Here is a 17,383-nt window from a genome sequence, read left to right on the forward strand (position 1 = left end):
AGGTTGCCGGGCAAACTGCCGTCCGGCCGTTGGCATATGGCTTACGAGCTTGCCGCAAGCCGCTCGGTGAGTTCCTCGATGCCGACCTCGGCTTCGACGCTGTCGCCCCTGGCCATCAGGTAAAGCCCGAGAATGAAGGCGAGTGCAGCGATGAAAAGCAGGTAATAGGCATGCGCCATGGGGTTGATCGGCAGCAGCGAGGCGACTGCCAGCGGGGTGAGACCGCCGAAGATCGCATAGGATACGTTGTACGAGAAGGAAAGCCCCGTGAAGCGGACGCGCGCGGGAAAGGCCCGGACCATCACGTACGGCACGGCGCCAACCATGCCGACGGAAAGGCCCATGATCGCGTAAAGCACGAAGAGCACTGTCAGCGAGACGGCAGCGTAGCTGTAGAACGCGAAGGTAGCGAGGCCAAAGAAGATGCTGGCGGCGGTGAAGAACTTGCCGGAGCCGACGCGGTCGACGATCGCGCCCGCGGCTGCCGTGCCGAAGATCAAGAACAGCGTGCTGAAGCTCGTCGCGGCAAGCGCCTGCTTGGCGGTGTAGCCGTAAAGTTTCTCAAGGAAGGTAGCGGTCATCAGCGTGGTGACGACGATGCCCGCTGACAGGATCCAGGTCAGCAGCATCGAAATGATGACGCCGCGCGGATGATCGCGAAGCACCGCCTTCAGCGGCAGTTCCCGCGCCAGAGAACGGCTCTGCTTCATTTCAGAGAAGATCGGTGTTTCCTGCAGCCAGCGCCGCAGATAGACGGCGACGAGGCCGAAGATGCCACCGACGAAGAAGGGAATGCGCCAGGCATAGGCAGCGACCTCCTCGGACGTGAAGACCGAGTTGATGATCGTCGCGATGAAGGAACCGAGCAGGATGCCGAGTGTCAGGCCGGAACACAGGAAACCGCAGGCAAAGCCGACGCGGCGGAAAGGGACGTGTTCAGCGACGAAGGTCCAGGCGCCCGGCACCTCGCCGCCGATCGCCGCACCCTGAAGGATGCGCATTAGGATCAGCAGGATGGGAGCGGCAACGCCGATCGAGGCATAGGTCGGCATGGCGGCCATGCCGAGTGTCGAGAGCGCCATCAGCAGGATCGAAAAGGCGAAGACGCGCTTGCGGCCGAACTTGTCGCCGAAATGTGCAAGCACGACGCCGCCAAGCGGACGAACGAGATAACCGGCGGCGAAGATGCCGAAGGTCTGGATGGTCACCAGCCAGCCGGGCATATCCGGCGGGAAGAACAGATGGCCGATGACGGTGGCGAAGAACACGAAGATGATGAAGTCGTAGAATTCCAGCGCACCGCCGAGAGCGGAAAGGCCGAGCGTGCGGAAATCCTGGGAGGTGAGGCGGCGGGGAGCCGCGGCGGGCGTGGTGGTGGGAGACATGAGGCTGCGCTTGTGGATGAACAGGGATCGTTCGGTCCATGCGGCATGGCGCCCGTCAGTTCAAGCGTTTTTTCCTGATGGCGGATTATTGACGCGTTTGGAAAAGAAAAAACTGCCACGGAGAATGGCGCTCTTGTCCAGTCATTTGTGCAAGATCAATCGCGCACGACGAGCAGGTCGGCGGCCATGAAGCGGAGCGTGACGGTTTCGCCTGCCTGTGGCGGGGTGATGCCCGGGCTGTTGAACATGTCGAAGGAAATGACGTTGCCGCCGACATTCATGCGGGTGCGGATGACGGAGCCCAGGAAGTGGGCGGAGATGACCTGGCCGGTCAGCGCCGTATCGCTCCTGACGCTGTCGGAAAGCGAGCCTGCTTCCGGACGAAGCGCCAGCGAAACGGTCTCGCCTGCCTTGTAGGCTGCGAGCGACTGCTTGAGCGTCACGGCCTGGTCGCCGATCTGGATGCGGTTTGCCGCCGGATCGACGACCTTCGCCTCGATCATGTTCAGCGTCCCGACGAAGGACGCGACGAAGCGGGTTGCGGGCGTATTGTAGACCTCGAAGGGTGTACCGATCTGGTCCGCCTTGCCGGCATTCATAACGACAATTCGGTCGGAAATCGAGAGCGCCTCTTCCTGGTCGTGCGTCACGAAGATGGTGGTGATGCCGAGCTTCTGCTGAATGAGGCGGATCTCTTCGCGAAGCGACACGCGGATCTTCGCATCAAGCGCGGAGAGTGGCTCGTCGAGCAGCAGGACCTGCGGCTTGACGGCAAGCGCGCGGGCAAGCGCCACGCGCTGCTGCTGGCCGCCCGACATCTGGTAGGGAAAGCGATCAGCGAGATGGTCGAGGCGGATGAGGCCCAGCATTTCCTTCACGCGCGCATCGATGTCGGCCTTCGACATGCCCGCAACCTTGAGACCGAAGGCGACGTTGTCGTGCACGTTCATGTTCGGGAACAGTGCGTAAGCCTGGAAGACCATGCCGATGTTGCGCTGGTTCGGTTTCAGCGGGCGCTGATCCTTGCCGTTGATGAAGAGGCTGCCGCCGGTCGGCGTTTCGAAGCCGGCGATCATGCGCAGCACCGTAGTCTTGCCGCAGCCGGACGGCCCAAGGAAAGAGACGAATTCCCCCTTCTCGATGCTCATGTTGAAATTATGGACGACCTGAACCTGGCCGAAGGATTTCTGAAGATTGGTCAGCGTGAGGAATGACATGGCCAGTTACCTTGCGGGGGCGGATTTTTGGAAACGGGAGATGAGGTTGAGCAGACCCATGCAGAGCCATGTGATCGAGAAGGCAATGACGGCAAGCGCCGAAGGCTCGTAAGCCTTGTTGGCACCGACGAGCTGCAGATAAGGCCCGAAGGCCGGCCGGTTGAGGAGGGCAGCCATCGTGAATTCGCCCATGACGATCGCGAGCGTGATGAAGGCGCCCGACAGCACGCCGCTCATGACGTTCGGGAAGATGCAGCGGAACATGATGGTCGGCCAGCTGGCGCCGAGGCTTTCGGCCGCCTCTGTCAGCGTGCGCACGTCGATGGCGCGCATGGCCGTATCGACCGCTCGATACATGTAGGGCAGCGAAAGCGTGATGTAGGAGCAGACGAGCAGGATGTTCGTGCCGGTCGTGTAACCCGTCAGGGGCAGGACCGACGACGAATTATACATGCGCAGATAGCCGAAGACGATGACGATCGCCGGGATGACCAGCGGCAGCAGCGTCACGAATTCCACGATCGGGCGCATCTGCGGCAGGCGCAGGCGAACCCAATAAGCCGTCGGCACGACGAGCAGCATGCCGAAGACGATGGTCAAAAGGGCCATCAGCATGGAATAGCCGAAGGTCTCGCGGAACTGGATGTCCGAAAAGACCGACTGATAGGCATCGAAGCTGTATACGCCGCGGCGCATTCGCAGCGAAAACTCGATGGTGCCGATCAGCGGAATGATGAAATAGGACGCACCCAGAAAAATGGCGATCCAGGCGCCGAGACGTTGAGCTTTCATTTCTGCCACCGTTCGGCGCGCATGCGCAGCATCAGGTAAAGGACGTTGGAGACGCCGGTGATGACGATCATGCCGAGCGCGATCGCGTAGCCGAGGTTCGGGTTGTGAAGGACATCGCCGCGGATCTGCGCGTAAAGCAGGATCGGAACGATGTTCAGTGAGCTTCCTGTCAGTGCATAGGCTGTCGCGATGGCGCCGAAGGCGTTTGCAAAGAGCAGCAGCGTCGTGCCGAGCAGGCTCGGCCAGAGGATCGGCAGGGCCACCATCGTCCAGTACTGGCGGTTCGTGGCGCCAAGAATTTCAGCGGCCTCGCGCCATTCCTTCTTCATGCCGTCAAGCGCCGGCGTTAGGATCAGCACCATCAGCGGGATCTGGAAATACATGTAGGTGATGGTGAGGCCGAAGAAGGACAGCAGGTTGAAGCCGGTGCCGTAGAGGTTGAAGCCGAACCAGTCGCGCAGGAAGATGGTGACGAGGCCGGTGCGGCCGAGCGTTGCCAGGAACGAGAAGGCAAGCGGCACGCCGGCAAAGTTCGATGCGACGCCGGAGAAAGTCAAAAGTGTCGAGCGGACAGAGGAGGGCAGTCCCCCCAGGACGACTGCCCATGCGAGAAAGAAGCCGATCAGCGCACCCCCGAGAGCGGAAGCCACGGACACGCGGATGCTGATCCAATAGGCGCTCATGATCGACGGGGTGAAGAGATCGCCGATGTTCTTGAACGTGAATTCGCCTTCGGGCGTGAGGAAGGCGCCGACGACAAGATAAAGCGTGGGGATGATCAGAAACAGCAGAGCGAAGATGACGAAGGGCAAGATGCCCAGCCAGTCGATTACGCGATCCTTGTTGATCAGGGGGGCGGTGCTCGCCAAAGGAGTTGAAACGGTGCTCATGCAAAGCTCATCCGGGGGCCTCGGAGTGAAAGAAAATGCCTCCCCGCTATAAGGGCGGGGAGGCATGATGTCATGCCTTACTGAACGTTGGCACCGACGACGCTGTCCCACTTGGTGGTGATGGCGGTCTTGCCTGCGGCCTGCTCGTCGAGTGTCGGGAAGACAGCCTTGGCATAGCCTTCAGCCGGCGGCAGCTTGTCGAGCAGTTCCTTCGGAATCAGGCCCTTTTCGGCAAGGTCGTTGAAGCGGATCGGGTGGCAATAGCCTTTCAGCCAGCCGAGCTGGCCTTCGTCTGAATAGAGGTATTCCATCCAGAGCTTGGCAGCATTCGGATGCGGAGCAAAGGCGGAGATCGCCTGAACGTAGACACCGGCAACGACGCCCGATGCTGGAACGACGACCTCAACCGGCGGGTTGCCGTTGAGGCTGTCACGCCAGGAGAGGCCGTTATAGTCCCAGGCGACGACGATCGGGGTGGAACCCTGAGCGAGCGAAGCGGACTTGCCGATGACCGGAACGAGGTTGCCGGCCTTGTTGAGCTCTGCGAAGTAAGCAAGACCTGCTTCGCCAGCCTTCGTGGCATCCTTTTCACCGGCAGCGAGGCCAGCGGCGTAGACGGCTTGAACAGCCTGGTTGGAAGCGCGCGGATCGCCAGCGAGCGAAACGGAGTTGGCATATTCGGACTTCTTCAGGTCGGCCCAATCCTTCGGGACGTTCTTGACGATGTCGGTGTTCACCACGAACGAAAGAACGCCGTAGTAGTCGCCGTACCAGAAGCCGTCGGCGTCCTTGGCTGAGTCCGGAATGGAATCCCAGGTGGAGACCTTGTAGGGCTGGATGAGGCCTTCGGCCTTGGCCGACGGGCCGAAGGAGAGGCCGACGTCGATGACGTCGGGCGCCTGCGGGCCGGTATTGCCCTTGTTGGCCTTGATTGCTTCGATTTCGTCGCCCGAACCTGCGTCCGGGTTCAGTTCGTTGACTTCGATGCCATACTTGGCCTTGAAGCCGGCAATGACGTCGCCATAACCGCACCAGTTGTGCGGGAGAGCGATGGTGGTGAGCGTGCCTTCCTTCTTGGCGGCGGCGACGAGTTCGGCGCTCGGTTCTGCTGCGGCAATCGCAGTCGAAGCTACGACGATCGCAGTAGAAAGCGAGAGCAGTCGAGAAATGTTAGAGATCACTGTTGTTCTCCTTCGGTTTTCAGTGGTCTGGCGATGCTGTTACTGGCGTTGCATGAAGCTTGTATGACGGTCGCGTGACGTTCGTTTTTCTTATGATTCCAGTATTTTTCGGAGTCTGTTTCGTCTGCGACGCTCGGTTCTATTTCTTTCACGCAGCCTTATTGTTTTGTTCGTTCCTGCCTCTCCTCCTAGCCGGGTTTTCGGAACAGCCTGGTCTGTTCGAACAGGCCCTCCAGTGTTTTCATACGCTCCTTCGTCTCGTCCCAGGTAGAATTCTGGACCGCTTCGATGAGCGCTTCGACGATAAAGAGGGTGACGACCGAAGAATCCCAAGCCGACGGCGCCTCGATCTGGACGCGAAAGACGTGTTTCGCGAGCTTTGCCGCCGGCGATCCCCATTGGTCCGTGAAGACGATGATTTCGGCGCCGCGCGTACGGGCGGCCTGGGCAAGGCTCACCATCTCCTGCTCATAGCGGCGGATGTCGAAGATGATCAGCAAATCGCCGGCATTCATGTTGAGAACATACTGCGGCCAGCTGGAGGAATTGGACGACAAGAGTGCGGTATTCGGCCGGATGACCTGCATGTGGGTGAAGAAGTATTCGGCAAGCGCGCCCGTGATGCGACCGCCGACGAAATAAAGGCCGCGCTTGCGATCCGAAAGCAGGGCAGCGGCGCTGTTGAAAGTCGCGGTGTCGAGATCGCTCAGCGTCTGGCGCAGATTGCCGATGATGGCATCGGCGAAACGGTTGAGGATATGCGTGCCCGGCGCATTGGAAGCCCAACGATCGTGTTTGGCGATCGGGTTGGAGATCGTCGCTTCGACCTCCTGATGCAGATGCGCCTGGAAATCCGGATAACCCTTGAAGCCGAGCTTCTGGACCATGCGGACGACGGTGGGCGTCGAGACGCCGGCGTTTTCGGCGATCGTGGTGATGCTGCCCAGCCCCGAAACAGGATAATTATCCAGCAGACTCTCGGCCAATTGCTTCTCGGCGCGCGTCAGCGCTTCGAAATGCGAATGGATGACGTCCGAAACCGTCTTCGACGCAGCGCTCACGCGATCTTGCTCCCCGGGATTGGTCTTGTGCCACTTTCCCTCTCAAAGTTAACAACGCTGTCACAATCCATGTCAACCACTGTCATGAAAAGAAATTTTCAGATCGCGCTTGACACCGCCCGAAGACTGAAGAATTCTTTTCTTGTAAGGAAATTATTAAGGCAACGGCAGGCGCGGCTAGGTGCTCACTCAGTTCAAGATTCTAAGCGAAGCGGATGGAAACTGCGTCGGAATAGAGCGGCCGCGCGGCAAGAGCCCATTGCTGGTCATCTGCGAGCACGCTTCGCGAGCGCTGCCCGAGCAGCTCGGCGATCTCGGTCTTTCCGAGGAAGCGCTCAATAGCCACATCGCCTGGGATCCGGGCGCTTTGGCAGTTGCGCGCGCCATCTCGACGGCGCTTGACGCAACACTTGTCTTTCAGCGCTTCTCTCGCCTGATCTACGACTGCAATCGCCCGCCCGAATCGCCAGGCGCAATGCCCGAGACGAGCGAGATCTATGCCATTCCCGGCAATCGGAATCTGAGCGCAAAGGAACGGCAGGCCCGTACCGAAGCGCTGTATCGACCTTTCCACGATGCGGTTAGAGATCTCATAAAGGACCGTCAGGCGCGGGGGCAGGAGACGGTGATCGTCACTGTTCACAGTTTCACGCCGGTCTATAATGGCAAGGAGCGTGCCGTCGAGCTCGGCATCCTGCACGATGCCGACAGCCGCCTGGCAGACAGAATGCTGGCAGCGGCGGCTGACGCCCCGCTCTACAAAACCGAACGAAACGAGCCCTATGGCCCTGAGGATGGCGTCACGCACACGCTGATCCTGCACGGCCTCTCGAACGGGCTCCGCAATGTAATGATCGAGGTCCGCAACGACCTCATCAGCGAGGATGTCGGCCAAGGGGTCATGGCCGACTATCTGACAGGGCTCCTCCAGCAAAGCCTGGAAGCCCGACCATAAAACAATAGACCCCAGGGAGCAGTCTAACTGCGATCTGTCCGTATGGCGAAAGCGGCGGGCAACTTTGGCACTGGATCTGCGGCAATTCCGCTGCTGATCGTCAAACAGGGGGAAGTCATGTCGGACTATACCGAACTTGATAAGAAGCAGGATATGAGCATCCTGCATTCGATGGGCTATGCCCAGGAACTGGAAAGGCGAATGAGTTCGTTCTCGAACTTTGCCGTCTCCTTCTCGATCATCTGCATCCTTTCCGGCGGCATCAATTCGCTGGCGCAGGCGACTGCCGGCGCTGGTGGTGCTGCGATCGGCATCGGTTGGCCACTCGGCTGCTTCATTTCGCTCGTCTTCGCCGTTGCCATGGCGCAGATCAGCTCTGCCTATCCGACCGCAGGCGGTCTCTACCACTGGGGTTCCATCCTCGGCAACCGCTTCACCGGCTGGCTGACCGCCTGGTTCAACCTGCTCGGTCTCGTGACGGTGCTCGGTGCCATCAACGTCGGTACCTACTACTTCTTCATGGGCTCCTTCGGCACGAGCTATCTCGGGCTGGCGGACACGACATTCGTTCGCATCGCCTTCCTGGTCATCATCACCGGTGCGCAGGCTCTTGTGAACCATATGGGCATCGGCCTGACCGCCAAGCTCACGGACTTTTCTGGCTACCTGATCTTTGCAACGGCAATCGCGCTCGCCGCAGTTTGCCTGATCGCCGCACCATCCTACGAGTTCGGCCGTCTCTTCACCTTCGCCAACTATTCGGGCGAAGCTGGCGGCAATGTCTGGCCTGCCACGTCCGCGACCTGGGTGTTCCTGCTCGGCCTCCTGCTGCCGATCTACACGATCACCGGCTATGACGCGTCGGCCCATACGTCGGAAGAGACCGTAAAGGCTGCGCATTCCGTGCCGCGCGGCATGATTTCCTCCGTGCTCTGGTCGGCGCTCTTCGGCTACATCATGCTTTGCGCATTCGTGCTGATGCTGCCCAGCATGGACGAAGCTGCCAAGCAGGGCTGGAACGTGTTCTTCTGGGCGATGGACAGCCAGGTCAATCCGATCGTCAAGGATATCCTGTATCTTGCCATTCTGGTCAGCCAGTGGCTGTGCGGCCTTGCAACCGTCACTTCGGTTTCCCGCATGATCTTCGCCTTCTCGCGTGACGGCGGTCTGCCGGCATCCAAGGCATTGTCGAAGGTCAGTCCGAAACACCGCACGCCGGTTGCTGCAATCTGGACCGGTTCTATCCTCGCCGTCCTCTTCGTCTGGGGTTCGTCGCTCGTTTCGATCGGCGAAACGCCGGTCTATACCATCGTCGTTTCGTGCACCGTCATCTTCCTCTTTTTCTCCTTCGCGATTCCGATCACGCTCGGCCTCTTCGCCTGGGGTACGTCGAAGTGGGACAAGATGGGGCCGTGGAATCTTGGCGAGGCAATGTTCAAGCTCTTTGCCGTGCTCTCGATCATTGCAATGGTGCTTATTTTCGTGCTCGGCATCCAGCCGCCGAATGACTGGGCGCTCTATATCACCGTCGGCTTCCTTATTGTAACCGGCGTTGTCTGGTACGGCTTCGAAAAGCGCCGCTTCAAGGGCCCGCCGATCGGCGAGGAAGTCGCCAAGCGCCAGGCTGAGATCGCGGCTGCCGAAAAGGCCGTCGGCGAAGCGTAAGAAAACCGAGCTTCCCTCTCAAATGGCGGGGCCGCCATTCACGCGGCCCCATCACCGGTCCAGCGAAGAGGCATCTAGCCGGTCATGGCGACCGCTGCATGCTGTTTCGTTGCCCCGAGTTTCCAATCCAGATTTCAGGCGGATAAATGATGAGCAACAGCTATACTTTCGATGATCTCAAGAAGGACGTGGCCGAAGGGCGCATCGATACTATTCTCGCATGCCAGGTGGACATGCAGGGCCGCTTGATGGGCAAGCGCTTCCAGGCGGAATATTTCCTCGAAAGCGCCTGGAAGGAAACGCATAGCTGCAACTATCTGGTCGCGACCGACATGGAGATGGAAACCGTTTCCGGCTACAAGGCGACGAGCTGGGAGAAGGGTTACGGCGACTACACGATGAAACCGGACCTTTCGACGCTGCGCCGCATTCCCTGGCTCGAGGGAACGGCGCTGGTTCTTTGCGATCTGCTCGACCATCACACGCACGAAGAGGTGCCGCATTCGCCGCGCGCCATCCTGAAGAAGCAGGTCAAGCGCCTGGAAGACATGGGCATGAAGGCCTTCATGGCATCCGAGCTCGAATTCTTCCTCTTCGACCAGACGTATGAGGCTGCGCATGCCGCCGGCTACCGCAATCTCAAGCTCGCCAGCGCCTACAACGAGGACTACCACATCTTCCAGACGACCAAGGAAGAGGATGTGATGCGGGCGATCCGTACCGGCTTGCAGGGTGCGGGCATTCCGGTCGAGAATTCCAAGGGTGAGGCTTCGGCAGGGCAGGAGGAAATCAACGTGCGCTACGCCGACGCGCTGACGATGGCTGACCGGCACGCCATCATCAAGAACGGCTGCAAGGAAATCGCCTGGTCGAAGGGCAAGGCAATCACCTTCCTCGCCAAATGGAGCTACATGTCGGCCGGCAGCTCCTCTCATATCCATCAGTCGCTCTGGAGCGCCGACGCAAAGACGCCGCTGTTCTTCGACGAGAAGGGTACATACGGCATGTCGCCTTTGATGCGGAACTACGTGGCCGGCCTTCTCGCCCACGCAAGCGAGATCACCTATTTCCTGGCACCTTATATCAATTCCTACAAGCGCTTCATGGCCGGCACCTTCGCACCGACGAAGGCGATCTGGAGCAAGGACAACCGCACCGCCGGCTACCGCCTCTGCGGCGACGACACCAAGGCGATCCGCATCGAATGCCGCGTCGGTGGTTCGGACCTCAATCCGTATCTCGCCTTTGCAGCACTGCTGGCGGCTGGCATCGACGGCATTGAGAACGGGCTCGAACTCGAATCGCCATTCGTCGGCGATGCCTATGGCGCGCGAGATATCCGCGAGATCCCGCACACGCTTCGTGCCGCGACGGTCGCCATGACGCAATCAAAGATGCTGCGGACGGCTTTCGGTGATGACGTCATCGACCACTACACGCGCGCTGCCGAATGGGAGCAGGAGGAATACGACCGCCGCGTGACGGATTGGGAAGTGGCGAGAGGCTTTGAAAGGGCGTAAGGCATTTTGCAGCGTGTCGTTGCTGTGTCCTCACCCTAACCCTTGACGGGGCGAGGTGACTGTCCCACAGGCGTTGCGATTGACCGGGTGCGGCATCCCTTTCTTCGCCGCGATTTTCGCAAGAAGGTCGGCAGGTGGATGAGGGGCTGGTGCCCGAAGAGATTTGAAGAATACAAAGGCAGGACGAGACCATGACCATGATCCAATGCATTTCGCCGGTCGACGGATCGGTATACGCGGAGCGTCCGGCGCTCTCGCTGGAGGCGGCGAGGGATGTTGTTGCCCGCGCCCGCAAGGCGCAGAGGGCTTGGGCGAAGCGGCCGCTGGAAGAGCGCGTACAGCTTGTGCTGAAGGGTGCTGCGCGTCTCAACGAGATGTCCGATCGCGTCGTGCCGGAACTCGCCTGGCAGATGGGTCGGCCGGTCAAGTATGGCGGCGAATACAGAGGCTTCAACGAGCGCTCCAACTATGTCGCCTCTATCGCTGCCGACGCGCTGGCGCCGCTTGTTGTCGAACAAAGTGACAAGTTCGAGCGCCGTATCGAGCGTGAAGCCCATGGCGTCGTGTTCGTGATCGCCCCGTGGAACTATCCTTATATGACGGCGATCAACACGATCGCACCGGCGCTGATGGCGGGCAATACCGTCATCTTGAAACACGCCTCGCAGACGCTGCTCGTCGGCGAGCGGCTGGTTCAGGCCTTTGTCGAGGCAGGTGTTCCGGAAGACGTCTTCCAGAACATCTTTCTCGACCATGAAACGACGTCGGCGCTGATCGCCGCCGGCAGCTTCAATTTCGTCAATTTCACCGGATCCGTCGAGGGTGGTCGTTCCATGGAGCGGGCCGCAGCCGGGACCTTTACGGGCCTCGGGCTCGAACTCGGCGGCAAGGATCCGGGCTACGTCATGGAAGATGCCGATCTCGATGCGGCCGTCGATACGCTGATGGATGGCGCGACCTACAATTCCGGCCAATGCTGCTGCGGCATCGAGCGCATCTACGTGCATGAATCGCTTTATGACAGCTTTGTCGAGAAGTCGCTCGCATGGGTTTCCAATTACAAGCTCGGCAATCCGCTCGATGCGGAAACTTCGCTCGGTCCAATGGCGAACAAGCGTTTCGCCAAAGTGGTGCGCGAGCAGATCGCCGACGCGGTTTCCAAGGGCGCCAAGGCACTCGTCGATCCGAAGCTCTTCCCGGCCGATGACGGCGGCGCCTATCTCGCACCGCAGATCCTCGTCGACGTCGACCATTCCATGGCGTTCATGCGCGAAGAGACTTTCGGCCCGGCGGTCGGCATCATGAAGGTAAAGAGCGACGAGGAAGCGCTGGCTTTGATGAACGACAGCCAGTACGGCCTTACCGCATCGCTCTGGACGAAGGATGCCGAGCGGGCAGCGCGGCTCGGCCGCGAGATCGAAACCGGCACCGTTTTCATGAACCGCGCAGACTATCTCGACCCGGCGCTCTGCTGGACCGGCGTCAAGGAGACGGGCCGCGGCGGCTCGCTGTCGATCATCGGCTTCCACAATCTGACGCGCCCGAAATCCTTCCACCTCAAGAAAGTCACAGCATGAGCAGCAGCAATATTACCGCCAACTGGAGCTATCCGACATCAGTCAAGCTCGGCCGCGGCCGCATCAAGGAGCTGGCCGACGCCTGCAAGAGCCTCGGCATGAAGAAGCCGCTGCTGATTACCGATCGCGGCCTGGCCCCGATGGCGATTACCAAGAACGCGCTCGACATCCTGGAAGATTCAGGTCTCGGCCGCGCGATCTTCGCAGACGTCGATCCGAACCCGAACGAGAAGAACCTCGAGGCAGGCGTCAGGGCTTTCAAGGACGGCGGCCATGACGGCGTCGTCGCTTTCGGCGGCGGTTCGGGCCTCGATCTCGGCAAGTGCGTCGCCTTCATGGCCGGCCAGACGCGTCCAGTCTGGGATTTCGAGGATATTGGGGACTGGTGGACGCGTGCGAGCATCGAGGGCATTGCGCCGATCGTTGCGGTGCCGACGACGGCCGGCACTGGCTCGGAGGTCGGCCGCGCCAGCGTCATCACCAATTCCACAACACATGTGAAGAAGATCATTTTCCATCCGAAATTTCTGCCGGGCGTCGTCATCGCCGATCCGGAGCTGACGGTCGGCATGCCGAAGATCATCACCGCCGGGACCGGGATGGATGCATTTGCGCATTGCCTGGAAGCCTATTGCTCGCCATTTTATCATCCGATGTCTGCCGGTATCGCGCTGGAAGGCATGCGCCTTGTCAAGGAATTCCTGCCGCGTGCCTATAAGGAAGGAACCGACCTCGAAGCCCGCGCCAACATGATGGCCGCCGCCGCCATGGGCGCCGTCGCCTTCCAGAAGGGACTTGGCGCCATCCATGCGCTGTCGCATCCGATCGGCGCCGTCTACAACACCCATCACGGCATGACCAATGCCGTCGTGATGCCGGCGGTGCTGCGTTTCAACCGCGCCGCCATCGAAGAAAAGATCGCACGTGCTGCCGCCTATCTCGGCATTTCCGGCGGCTTCGACGGTTTTTATGAATACGTGCTGAAGCTTCGCGCAGAACTCGGGGTTCCGGGAAGCCTTTCGGCCATGGGGATCGCACCGGACCGGATCGACGAGCTCTCTGCGATGGCAATCGAAGATCCGAGCGCGGGCGGCAATCCCGTCGAAATGACGCTCGAAAATACCAGGACGCTGTTCAAGGACTGCTTCTGATCACACAGGCGGACCGTCAAGACTGGCCTGGAAAGCCTGAGCTTTCCGGGCCTTTCTCGTTTTCGGCATCCCGATTTCTTAGGATGTGAAAGATTGAGGCTGCAATTTCGGCGCGATTGTTTGGATTTTGTTAACCATCATCGGAAAGGATACGTTAACGCACGATGAACCCGAAAGTGCGCAAGAAAGCGACATCCGGCTCGCGACATTTCCTTCGAGGATTCAACATGCCAGTCATCACATTTGCAAACACCAAGGGCGGAGCAGGCAAGACCACGGCCGTCCTTCTGCTCGCGACGGAACTTGCACGCAAGGGCTACCGCATCACCATTCTCGACGCCGATCCTCAGCACTGGATTTCCCGCTGGCACGAGATTTCAGGCCATGTGCCGAATATTCAGGTCATCGATTTCGTGACGTCCGCCTCGCTTCCGCAACACGTCAGCGAGAACAAGCATTCCACGGACTACTTTATCATCGACCTGCCAGGGGCCCGCAATCCCTTGCTGGCCACCGCAGTCGGCCTTTCCGACCATGTGCTGATCCCGATCCAGGGCTGTGCCATGGATGCGCGCGGCGGGGCGCAGGTGCTGGAATTGCTGCAGTATCTGGATGAGAAGGCGGGCATCAGGATCGGGCATTCGGTGGTGCTTACCCGCGTCAGTTCAATGGTGACCACCCGCGCACTGCAACTTGTCAAGACGCTGCTCAACGAGCGGAACGTTCCGATCCTCGATACGGCGATCATCGAGCGTGCGGCATTCCGCGATATCTTCGATTGCGGCGGTACGCTGCAGGATATGGACCCAATGCGGGTTTCCAATCTCGAGAAGGCCTGCGAGAACGCGCTCTGTTTTGCCGAGGAGATTATTCGCAAGGTACCGGTCAAGCTTCCCGCTTCCGCACGGATAACCGGACCGCTCATCCGTTCGGCGGCTTGAACACTGGGGATGCTCAGAACCAGCCGCCGGAGCGATCCGGCGGTTTTTTTGTTGGAACTGAACAAGCTTTTGTCGTGGCGGAGGCAGGTCTGTCTCTTCTCCGGGGAACGGAAAGAAGGTGCCGCCAGCCAGAAACGGGCAGAGGCTTGCCCTGCCGCTGACGAAAATTCAATCGACGAACTGGACCGTCACGCCGGGCTTCACCATCTTGGCGAGCTCCGTGGCATCCCAGTTCGTCAGACGAATGCAGCCGTGGCTCTGGGTGCGGCCGATCTTCGATGGTTCCGGTGTGCCGTGAATGCCGTAGGTCGGCCTCGAAAGAGCGATCCAGACGGTGCCGACGGGTCCGTTCGGGCCGGGCGGGATATTCAGGATGCGGTCGTTAGCGCCTTGCTGGAAATTGATCTTCGGGTTGTATGTGTAGCCGGGGTTCAGTGCGACCCGTTCAACGTTGACGAGGCCGGAGGGCGAAGGAGTATCGCTGGAGCCGATCGAGGCGGGATAGGCGGCGACGAGAGCGCCAGTCGCGTCATAGGCGAAGACCTGCTTCTTGGCCTTGTCGGCAAGGATCTTCGCGACGGTGCCGCTCTTGGCTTGCCCGGGATTGACGACCTTGATGATCGTGCCGGGCACGGTGAAGTCTGCGCCCGGGTTCATTTCCTTGAGGAAGGCTTCGTCCATATGGAAGCGCTCGGCAAGCATTTCGGTCGTCGAGGTATAGGCCATGGAAGGCAGAAGCGCCTTTTGCGAATAGTCTTCCGGAATTGCGGCCACGTAGGGTCCGGCGGCATCTGCCGGCGTGATCGTGTAGCTGGTGACGGGTAATCCCCCCGACAGGCGAAGCTGCTCGAGGATCGCATCAGTATTGTTGGGGTCGAGCCGTTCCCCGGTCATCTGCTCATAGGCATAGATCGCCTTCGTGACGTTAGAGCCCATGTGGCCATCGATGACGCCCGGAGAAACGCCAGCGCGGTCGAGGAAGACCTGGATGGCGACGATCTCGGGTTTCGATTTTCCCTTGAGCGTGATGACCGGCTCTAATGGCGGCTGTGTTTGCAGGTCGCCCGGGAACGACTGTTCCGGTTCGATCGATGCATAGTCCTCGCTCTGCGGGTAATTTTCTGCGTTGGCGTCCGGATAGGGCTGGTCGTAAAGTGGTTCACGCTGGATTTCGGCATCGCGCGGGATGGAGCCGGTCACGGCGCCGCGCTCCACATAGCGCGGGTTGCCGTAGCCGTTGTCGGCGTAGTAGGGGTCGTTGTCGTAGGCTTCGCGGGCCGGCGGGCGCGGATAATAGCCGCTGCTGCGCATTTCCGTCGCGACGACGTTGCCGTAGCTATCGAGCAGGACGCGGTTTCCGTTGCGATCGCGCGAATAGTAGACGTCGGCGCCAGGTGGGACATAATCGATGATTGCACCGTCGGGAGTCACCATCACGACATCGCGCTGGCGGCGGCCATTCTGCTGCGCATCGGCAACCGGTGCGGCAGCTGCAAGGGCCAGCACGACTGCGGCTAAGGACATCCCCGATTTCAAAAAGCGATTCACGTCTTACACCTCGAACAGTGATTTGGCCGACACACACCTGCGAATTTTGACGCTAGTGTGGAAATTATGAATTCGTACTAAACAAAAGATGAAAATCACGCGCTTTTCTGCCTGAGGCAAAACGTTTCGTTTGGCAAGCGGGTTCCACGGCGCATCGTTGGTTGTGCGCAACCGGATTGCCGCAATTGACGAACGTGCGGACGGATCCTAACCCTACGGCAGCTTAAAGATTGGAGGAGTTGCAATGATCGAGTTTGCCGCCGCCAAGGGGCCGCGCCTGATGCTGGATGAAACATCGATGATGGATATCGGCGGATGCTTCGTCGACGGCATCGATATTGCACCGAAGCGTGCCATCCCTGACGATGGCGATCCGCGTATCGACCACTCGCTCGAAGGCTTTCTCTTCACCTGCGGTCCGGATCACATCCGCCATCGCGAACCGATCCCGGGGCGGACGGATGGCAAGGTCTACCCGCTGCACGGTTCGGCTTCCGGTCACCCGGCCAAGGTTGTCTGGACGAAATTCGAAAACGGCAATGCCGAGTGCCGCGCCGACATCGATGTCGTCACCGTCGAAGGATTGCCGCAGCGCATCGAACGGCTTTGGCGAATCGACGGCGCGACGGGGGAGGTCTTACTGGACGACAGGATCGTCAACACCACAGATCAGGCGGTGCCCACCTTCCTCATGTATCACATGAATACCGGCGGCAAATGGCTCGACGCCGGTTCGCGGCTTCAGGGGACGATGCTGGAAGGCGGCGGTTTTCCATGGACCTTCGGCGAAGAGCTCGGCGGCCTCTTTTGCGTCGAGGCCCCGGCCATGACGGATGGCTTTGCCGAAGTCCGGCTCGGTCCGATGAAAGCGGCAGGCGGCAAGACGCTGTGCGTGCGTTTCGGCGCGGATACGCTGCCGTACCTGCAGGTCTGGCGGAACCAGAAGACGCCGGCGGACGTTTTCGGCATCGAACCGGTTTCGCATCGCTGCGTCTCGCGTAGCGAGCTTCAAGCAGGCGGCGAGTTCAACATGCTGCAACCGGGCGAGACCCGCAGCTATGCGCTTCGCTTCGCCTTCCTCTGAGCGAACTGTTGTTGACGCTTCCGGTCCCGCATCGTAGAGCTTCTGCCATCATTTTCAGGAGGAACGCGCGATGGACATCCGCCAGATCGACGACGAATATTCGGTATCGGGCCAGATAACGCTGGAAGATCTCGATCAGATCAAGGCGATGGGCTTCAAGTCGATCGTCTGCCATCGCCCGGACCAGGAAAGCCCGGACCAGACGCCGTTTTCCGTGATCAAAGCCCGCGCCAAGGAACTCGGCCTCGACATCGCGCACGTGCCTGTTGGCGCGATGGGCGTGACGGAGGAAGCCGTGCAAGGCATGGTCGACGCACTCGACGAATTTCCGCGCCCGATGCTCGGCTACTGCCGTTCCGGCGCACGCTCCACCGCAATCTATCAAAAGACCCATCATATTCGCGGCTGATCTTTTG

Annotated in this window: 15 protein-coding genes; 8 read left to right on the forward strand and 7 right to left on the reverse strand. The window is 60.1% G+C overall.

What is annotated here, in order from left to right:
• Positions 1-41: 41 nt before the first annotated feature.
• The 6 genes from EV130_RS13840 to EV130_RS13865 all read right to left on the reverse strand — a co-directional run bounded on the left by EV130_RS13840 (position 42) and on the right by EV130_RS13865 (position 6,526).
• Entirely contained in the window at positions 42-1,385 is a 1,344-nt protein-coding gene (locus tag EV130_RS13840; RefSeq protein WP_132550489.1) for an MFS transporter, read from the reverse strand.
• A gap of 155 nt (positions 1,386-1,540) precedes the next feature.
• Positions 1,541-2,602, reverse strand: a complete 1,062-nt coding sequence (locus EV130_RS13845; protein ID WP_074061782.1) for an ABC transporter ATP-binding protein — start codon at positions 2,600-2,602, stop codon at positions 1,541-1,543.
• Between the two features lie 6 nt (positions 2,603-2,608).
• Entirely contained in the window at positions 2,609-3,394 is a 786-nt protein-coding gene (locus EV130_RS13850; protein WP_074061781.1) for an ABC transporter permease, read from the reverse strand.
• Positions 3,391-4,284, reverse strand: a complete 894-nt coding sequence (locus EV130_RS13855; protein ID WP_074061780.1) for an ABC transporter permease — start codon at positions 4,282-4,284, stop codon at positions 3,391-3,393. Before EV130_RS13855 ends, EV130_RS13850 begins: the two co-directional genes overlap by 4 nt.
• Before the next feature lie 77 nt (positions 4,285-4,361).
• The gene (locus EV130_RS13860; RefSeq protein WP_074061779.1) at positions 4,362-5,465 is read right to left on the reverse strand and encodes an ABC transporter substrate-binding protein; all 1,104 of its coding nucleotides are present in this window, start codon (positions 5,463-5,465) and stop codon (positions 4,362-4,364) included.
• Between the two features lie 188 nt (positions 5,466-5,653).
• Positions 5,654-6,526, reverse strand: a complete 873-nt coding sequence (locus tag EV130_RS13865; RefSeq protein ID WP_074061778.1) for a MurR/RpiR family transcriptional regulator — start codon at positions 6,524-6,526, stop codon at positions 5,654-5,656.
• A gap of 181 nt (positions 6,527-6,707) precedes the next feature.
• Here EV130_RS13865 and EV130_RS13870 point away from each other — a divergent pair, with 181 nt between their 5' ends.
• The 6 genes from EV130_RS13870 to EV130_RS13895 all read left to right on the forward strand — a co-directional run bounded on the left by EV130_RS13870 (position 6,708) and on the right by EV130_RS13895 (position 14,335).
• Positions 6,708-7,481, forward strand: coding sequence for an N-formylglutamate amidohydrolase (locus EV130_RS13870; RefSeq protein WP_132550487.1), 774 nt, complete (start codon positions 6,708-6,710; stop codon positions 7,479-7,481).
• Positions 7,482-7,598: 117 nt separating this feature from the next.
• Positions 7,599-9,146 carry an amino acid permease gene (locus EV130_RS13875; protein WP_074063234.1) on the forward strand — a complete coding sequence of 516 codons (1,548 nt, stop codon included), beginning with the start codon at positions 7,599-7,601 and terminating at the stop codon, positions 9,144-9,146.
• Positions 9,147-9,295: 149 nt separating this feature from the next.
• Positions 9,296-10,666: a glutamine synthetase family protein gene (locus tag EV130_RS13880; protein WP_074061776.1), complete on the forward strand. Its 1,371-nt coding sequence runs from the start codon at positions 9,296-9,298 to the stop codon at positions 10,664-10,666.
• 191 nt (positions 10,667-10,857) lie between these two features.
• Positions 10,858-12,243 (forward strand): aldehyde dehydrogenase family protein, encoded by a 1,386-nt coding sequence (locus EV130_RS13885; protein WP_132660572.1) that lies wholly within the window; start codon positions 10,858-10,860, stop codon positions 12,241-12,243.
• Complete coding sequence (locus EV130_RS13890; protein WP_074061774.1) at positions 12,240-13,394, forward strand: iron-containing alcohol dehydrogenase; 1,155 nt, start codon at positions 12,240-12,242, stop codon at positions 13,392-13,394. The genes EV130_RS13885 and EV130_RS13890 overlap by 4 nt, the downstream gene beginning before the upstream one ends.
• 227 nt (positions 13,395-13,621) lie before the next feature.
• Positions 13,622-14,335 (forward strand): ParA family protein, encoded by a 714-nt coding sequence (locus tag EV130_RS13895; RefSeq protein WP_074063233.1) that lies wholly within the window; start codon positions 13,622-13,624, stop codon positions 14,333-14,335.
• A gap of 168 nt (positions 14,336-14,503) precedes the next feature.
• Here EV130_RS13895 and EV130_RS13900 read toward each other — a convergent pair whose 3' ends face one another.
• A complete protein-coding gene (locus tag EV130_RS13900; protein ID WP_425375570.1) occupies positions 14,504-15,859 on the reverse strand; it encodes a L,D-transpeptidase in 1,356 nt (451 codons plus the stop codon).
• A gap of 268 nt (positions 15,860-16,127) precedes the next feature.
• Here EV130_RS13900 and EV130_RS13905 point away from each other — a divergent pair, with 268 nt between their 5' ends.
• Positions 16,128-16,967 (forward strand): DUF4432 family protein, encoded by an 840-nt coding sequence (locus EV130_RS13905; protein WP_074061772.1) that lies wholly within the window; start codon positions 16,128-16,130, stop codon positions 16,965-16,967.
• Between the two features lie 70 nt (positions 16,968-17,037).
• Positions 17,038-17,376: a protein tyrosine phosphatase family protein gene (locus EV130_RS13910; RefSeq protein WP_132660576.1), complete on the forward strand. Its 339-nt coding sequence runs from the start codon at positions 17,038-17,040 to the stop codon at positions 17,374-17,376.
• The last annotated feature ends 7 nt before the right edge of the window (positions 17,377-17,383 follow it).

It is taken from the genome of Rhizobium azibense (assembly GCF_004342325.1).
Classification (GTDB): Bacteria; Pseudomonadota; Alphaproteobacteria; order Rhizobiales; family Rhizobiaceae; genus Rhizobium; species Rhizobium etli_B.

Excerpts from the sequence above, each read along its gene's own strand:
- EV130_RS13840 (WP_132550489.1), bottom strand. The coding sequence starts at position 1,385 with ATGTCTCCCACCACCACGCCCGCCGCGGCTCCCCGCCGCCTCACCTCC.
- EV130_RS13845 (WP_074061782.1), bottom strand. The coding sequence starts at position 2,602 with ATGTCATTCCTCACGCTGACCAATCTTCAGAAATCCTTCGGCCAGGTT.
- EV130_RS13850 (WP_074061781.1), bottom strand. The coding sequence starts at position 3,394 with ATGAAAGCTCAACGTCTCGGCGCCTGGATCGCCATTTTTCTGGGTGCG.
- EV130_RS13855 (WP_074061780.1), bottom strand. The coding sequence starts at position 4,284 with ATGAGCACCGTTTCAACTCCTTTGGCGAGCACCGCCCCCCTGATCAAC.
- EV130_RS13875 (WP_074063234.1), top strand. The coding sequence starts at position 7,599 with ATGTCGGACTATACCGAACTTGATAAGAAGCAGGATATGAGCATCCTG.
- EV130_RS13880 (WP_074061776.1), top strand. The coding sequence starts at position 9,296 with ATGAGCAACAGCTATACTTTCGATGATCTCAAGAAGGACGTGGCCGAA.
- EV130_RS13885 (WP_132660572.1), top strand. The coding sequence starts at position 10,858 with ATGACCATGATCCAATGCATTTCGCCGGTCGACGGATCGGTATACGCG.
- EV130_RS13890 (WP_074061774.1), top strand. The coding sequence starts at position 12,240 with ATGAGCAGCAGCAATATTACCGCCAACTGGAGCTATCCGACATCAGTC.
- EV130_RS13895 (WP_074063233.1), top strand. The coding sequence starts at position 13,622 with ATGCCAGTCATCACATTTGCAAACACCAAGGGCGGAGCAGGCAAGACC.
- EV130_RS13900 (WP_425375570.1), bottom strand. The coding sequence starts at position 15,859 with ATGTCCTTAGCCGCAGTCGTGCTGGCCCTTGCAGCTGCCGCACCGGTT.
- EV130_RS13905 (WP_074061772.1), top strand. The coding sequence starts at position 16,128 with ATGATCGAGTTTGCCGCCGCCAAGGGGCCGCGCCTGATGCTGGATGAA.
- EV130_RS13910 (WP_132660576.1), top strand. The coding sequence starts at position 17,038 with ATGGACATCCGCCAGATCGACGACGAATATTCGGTATCGGGCCAGATA.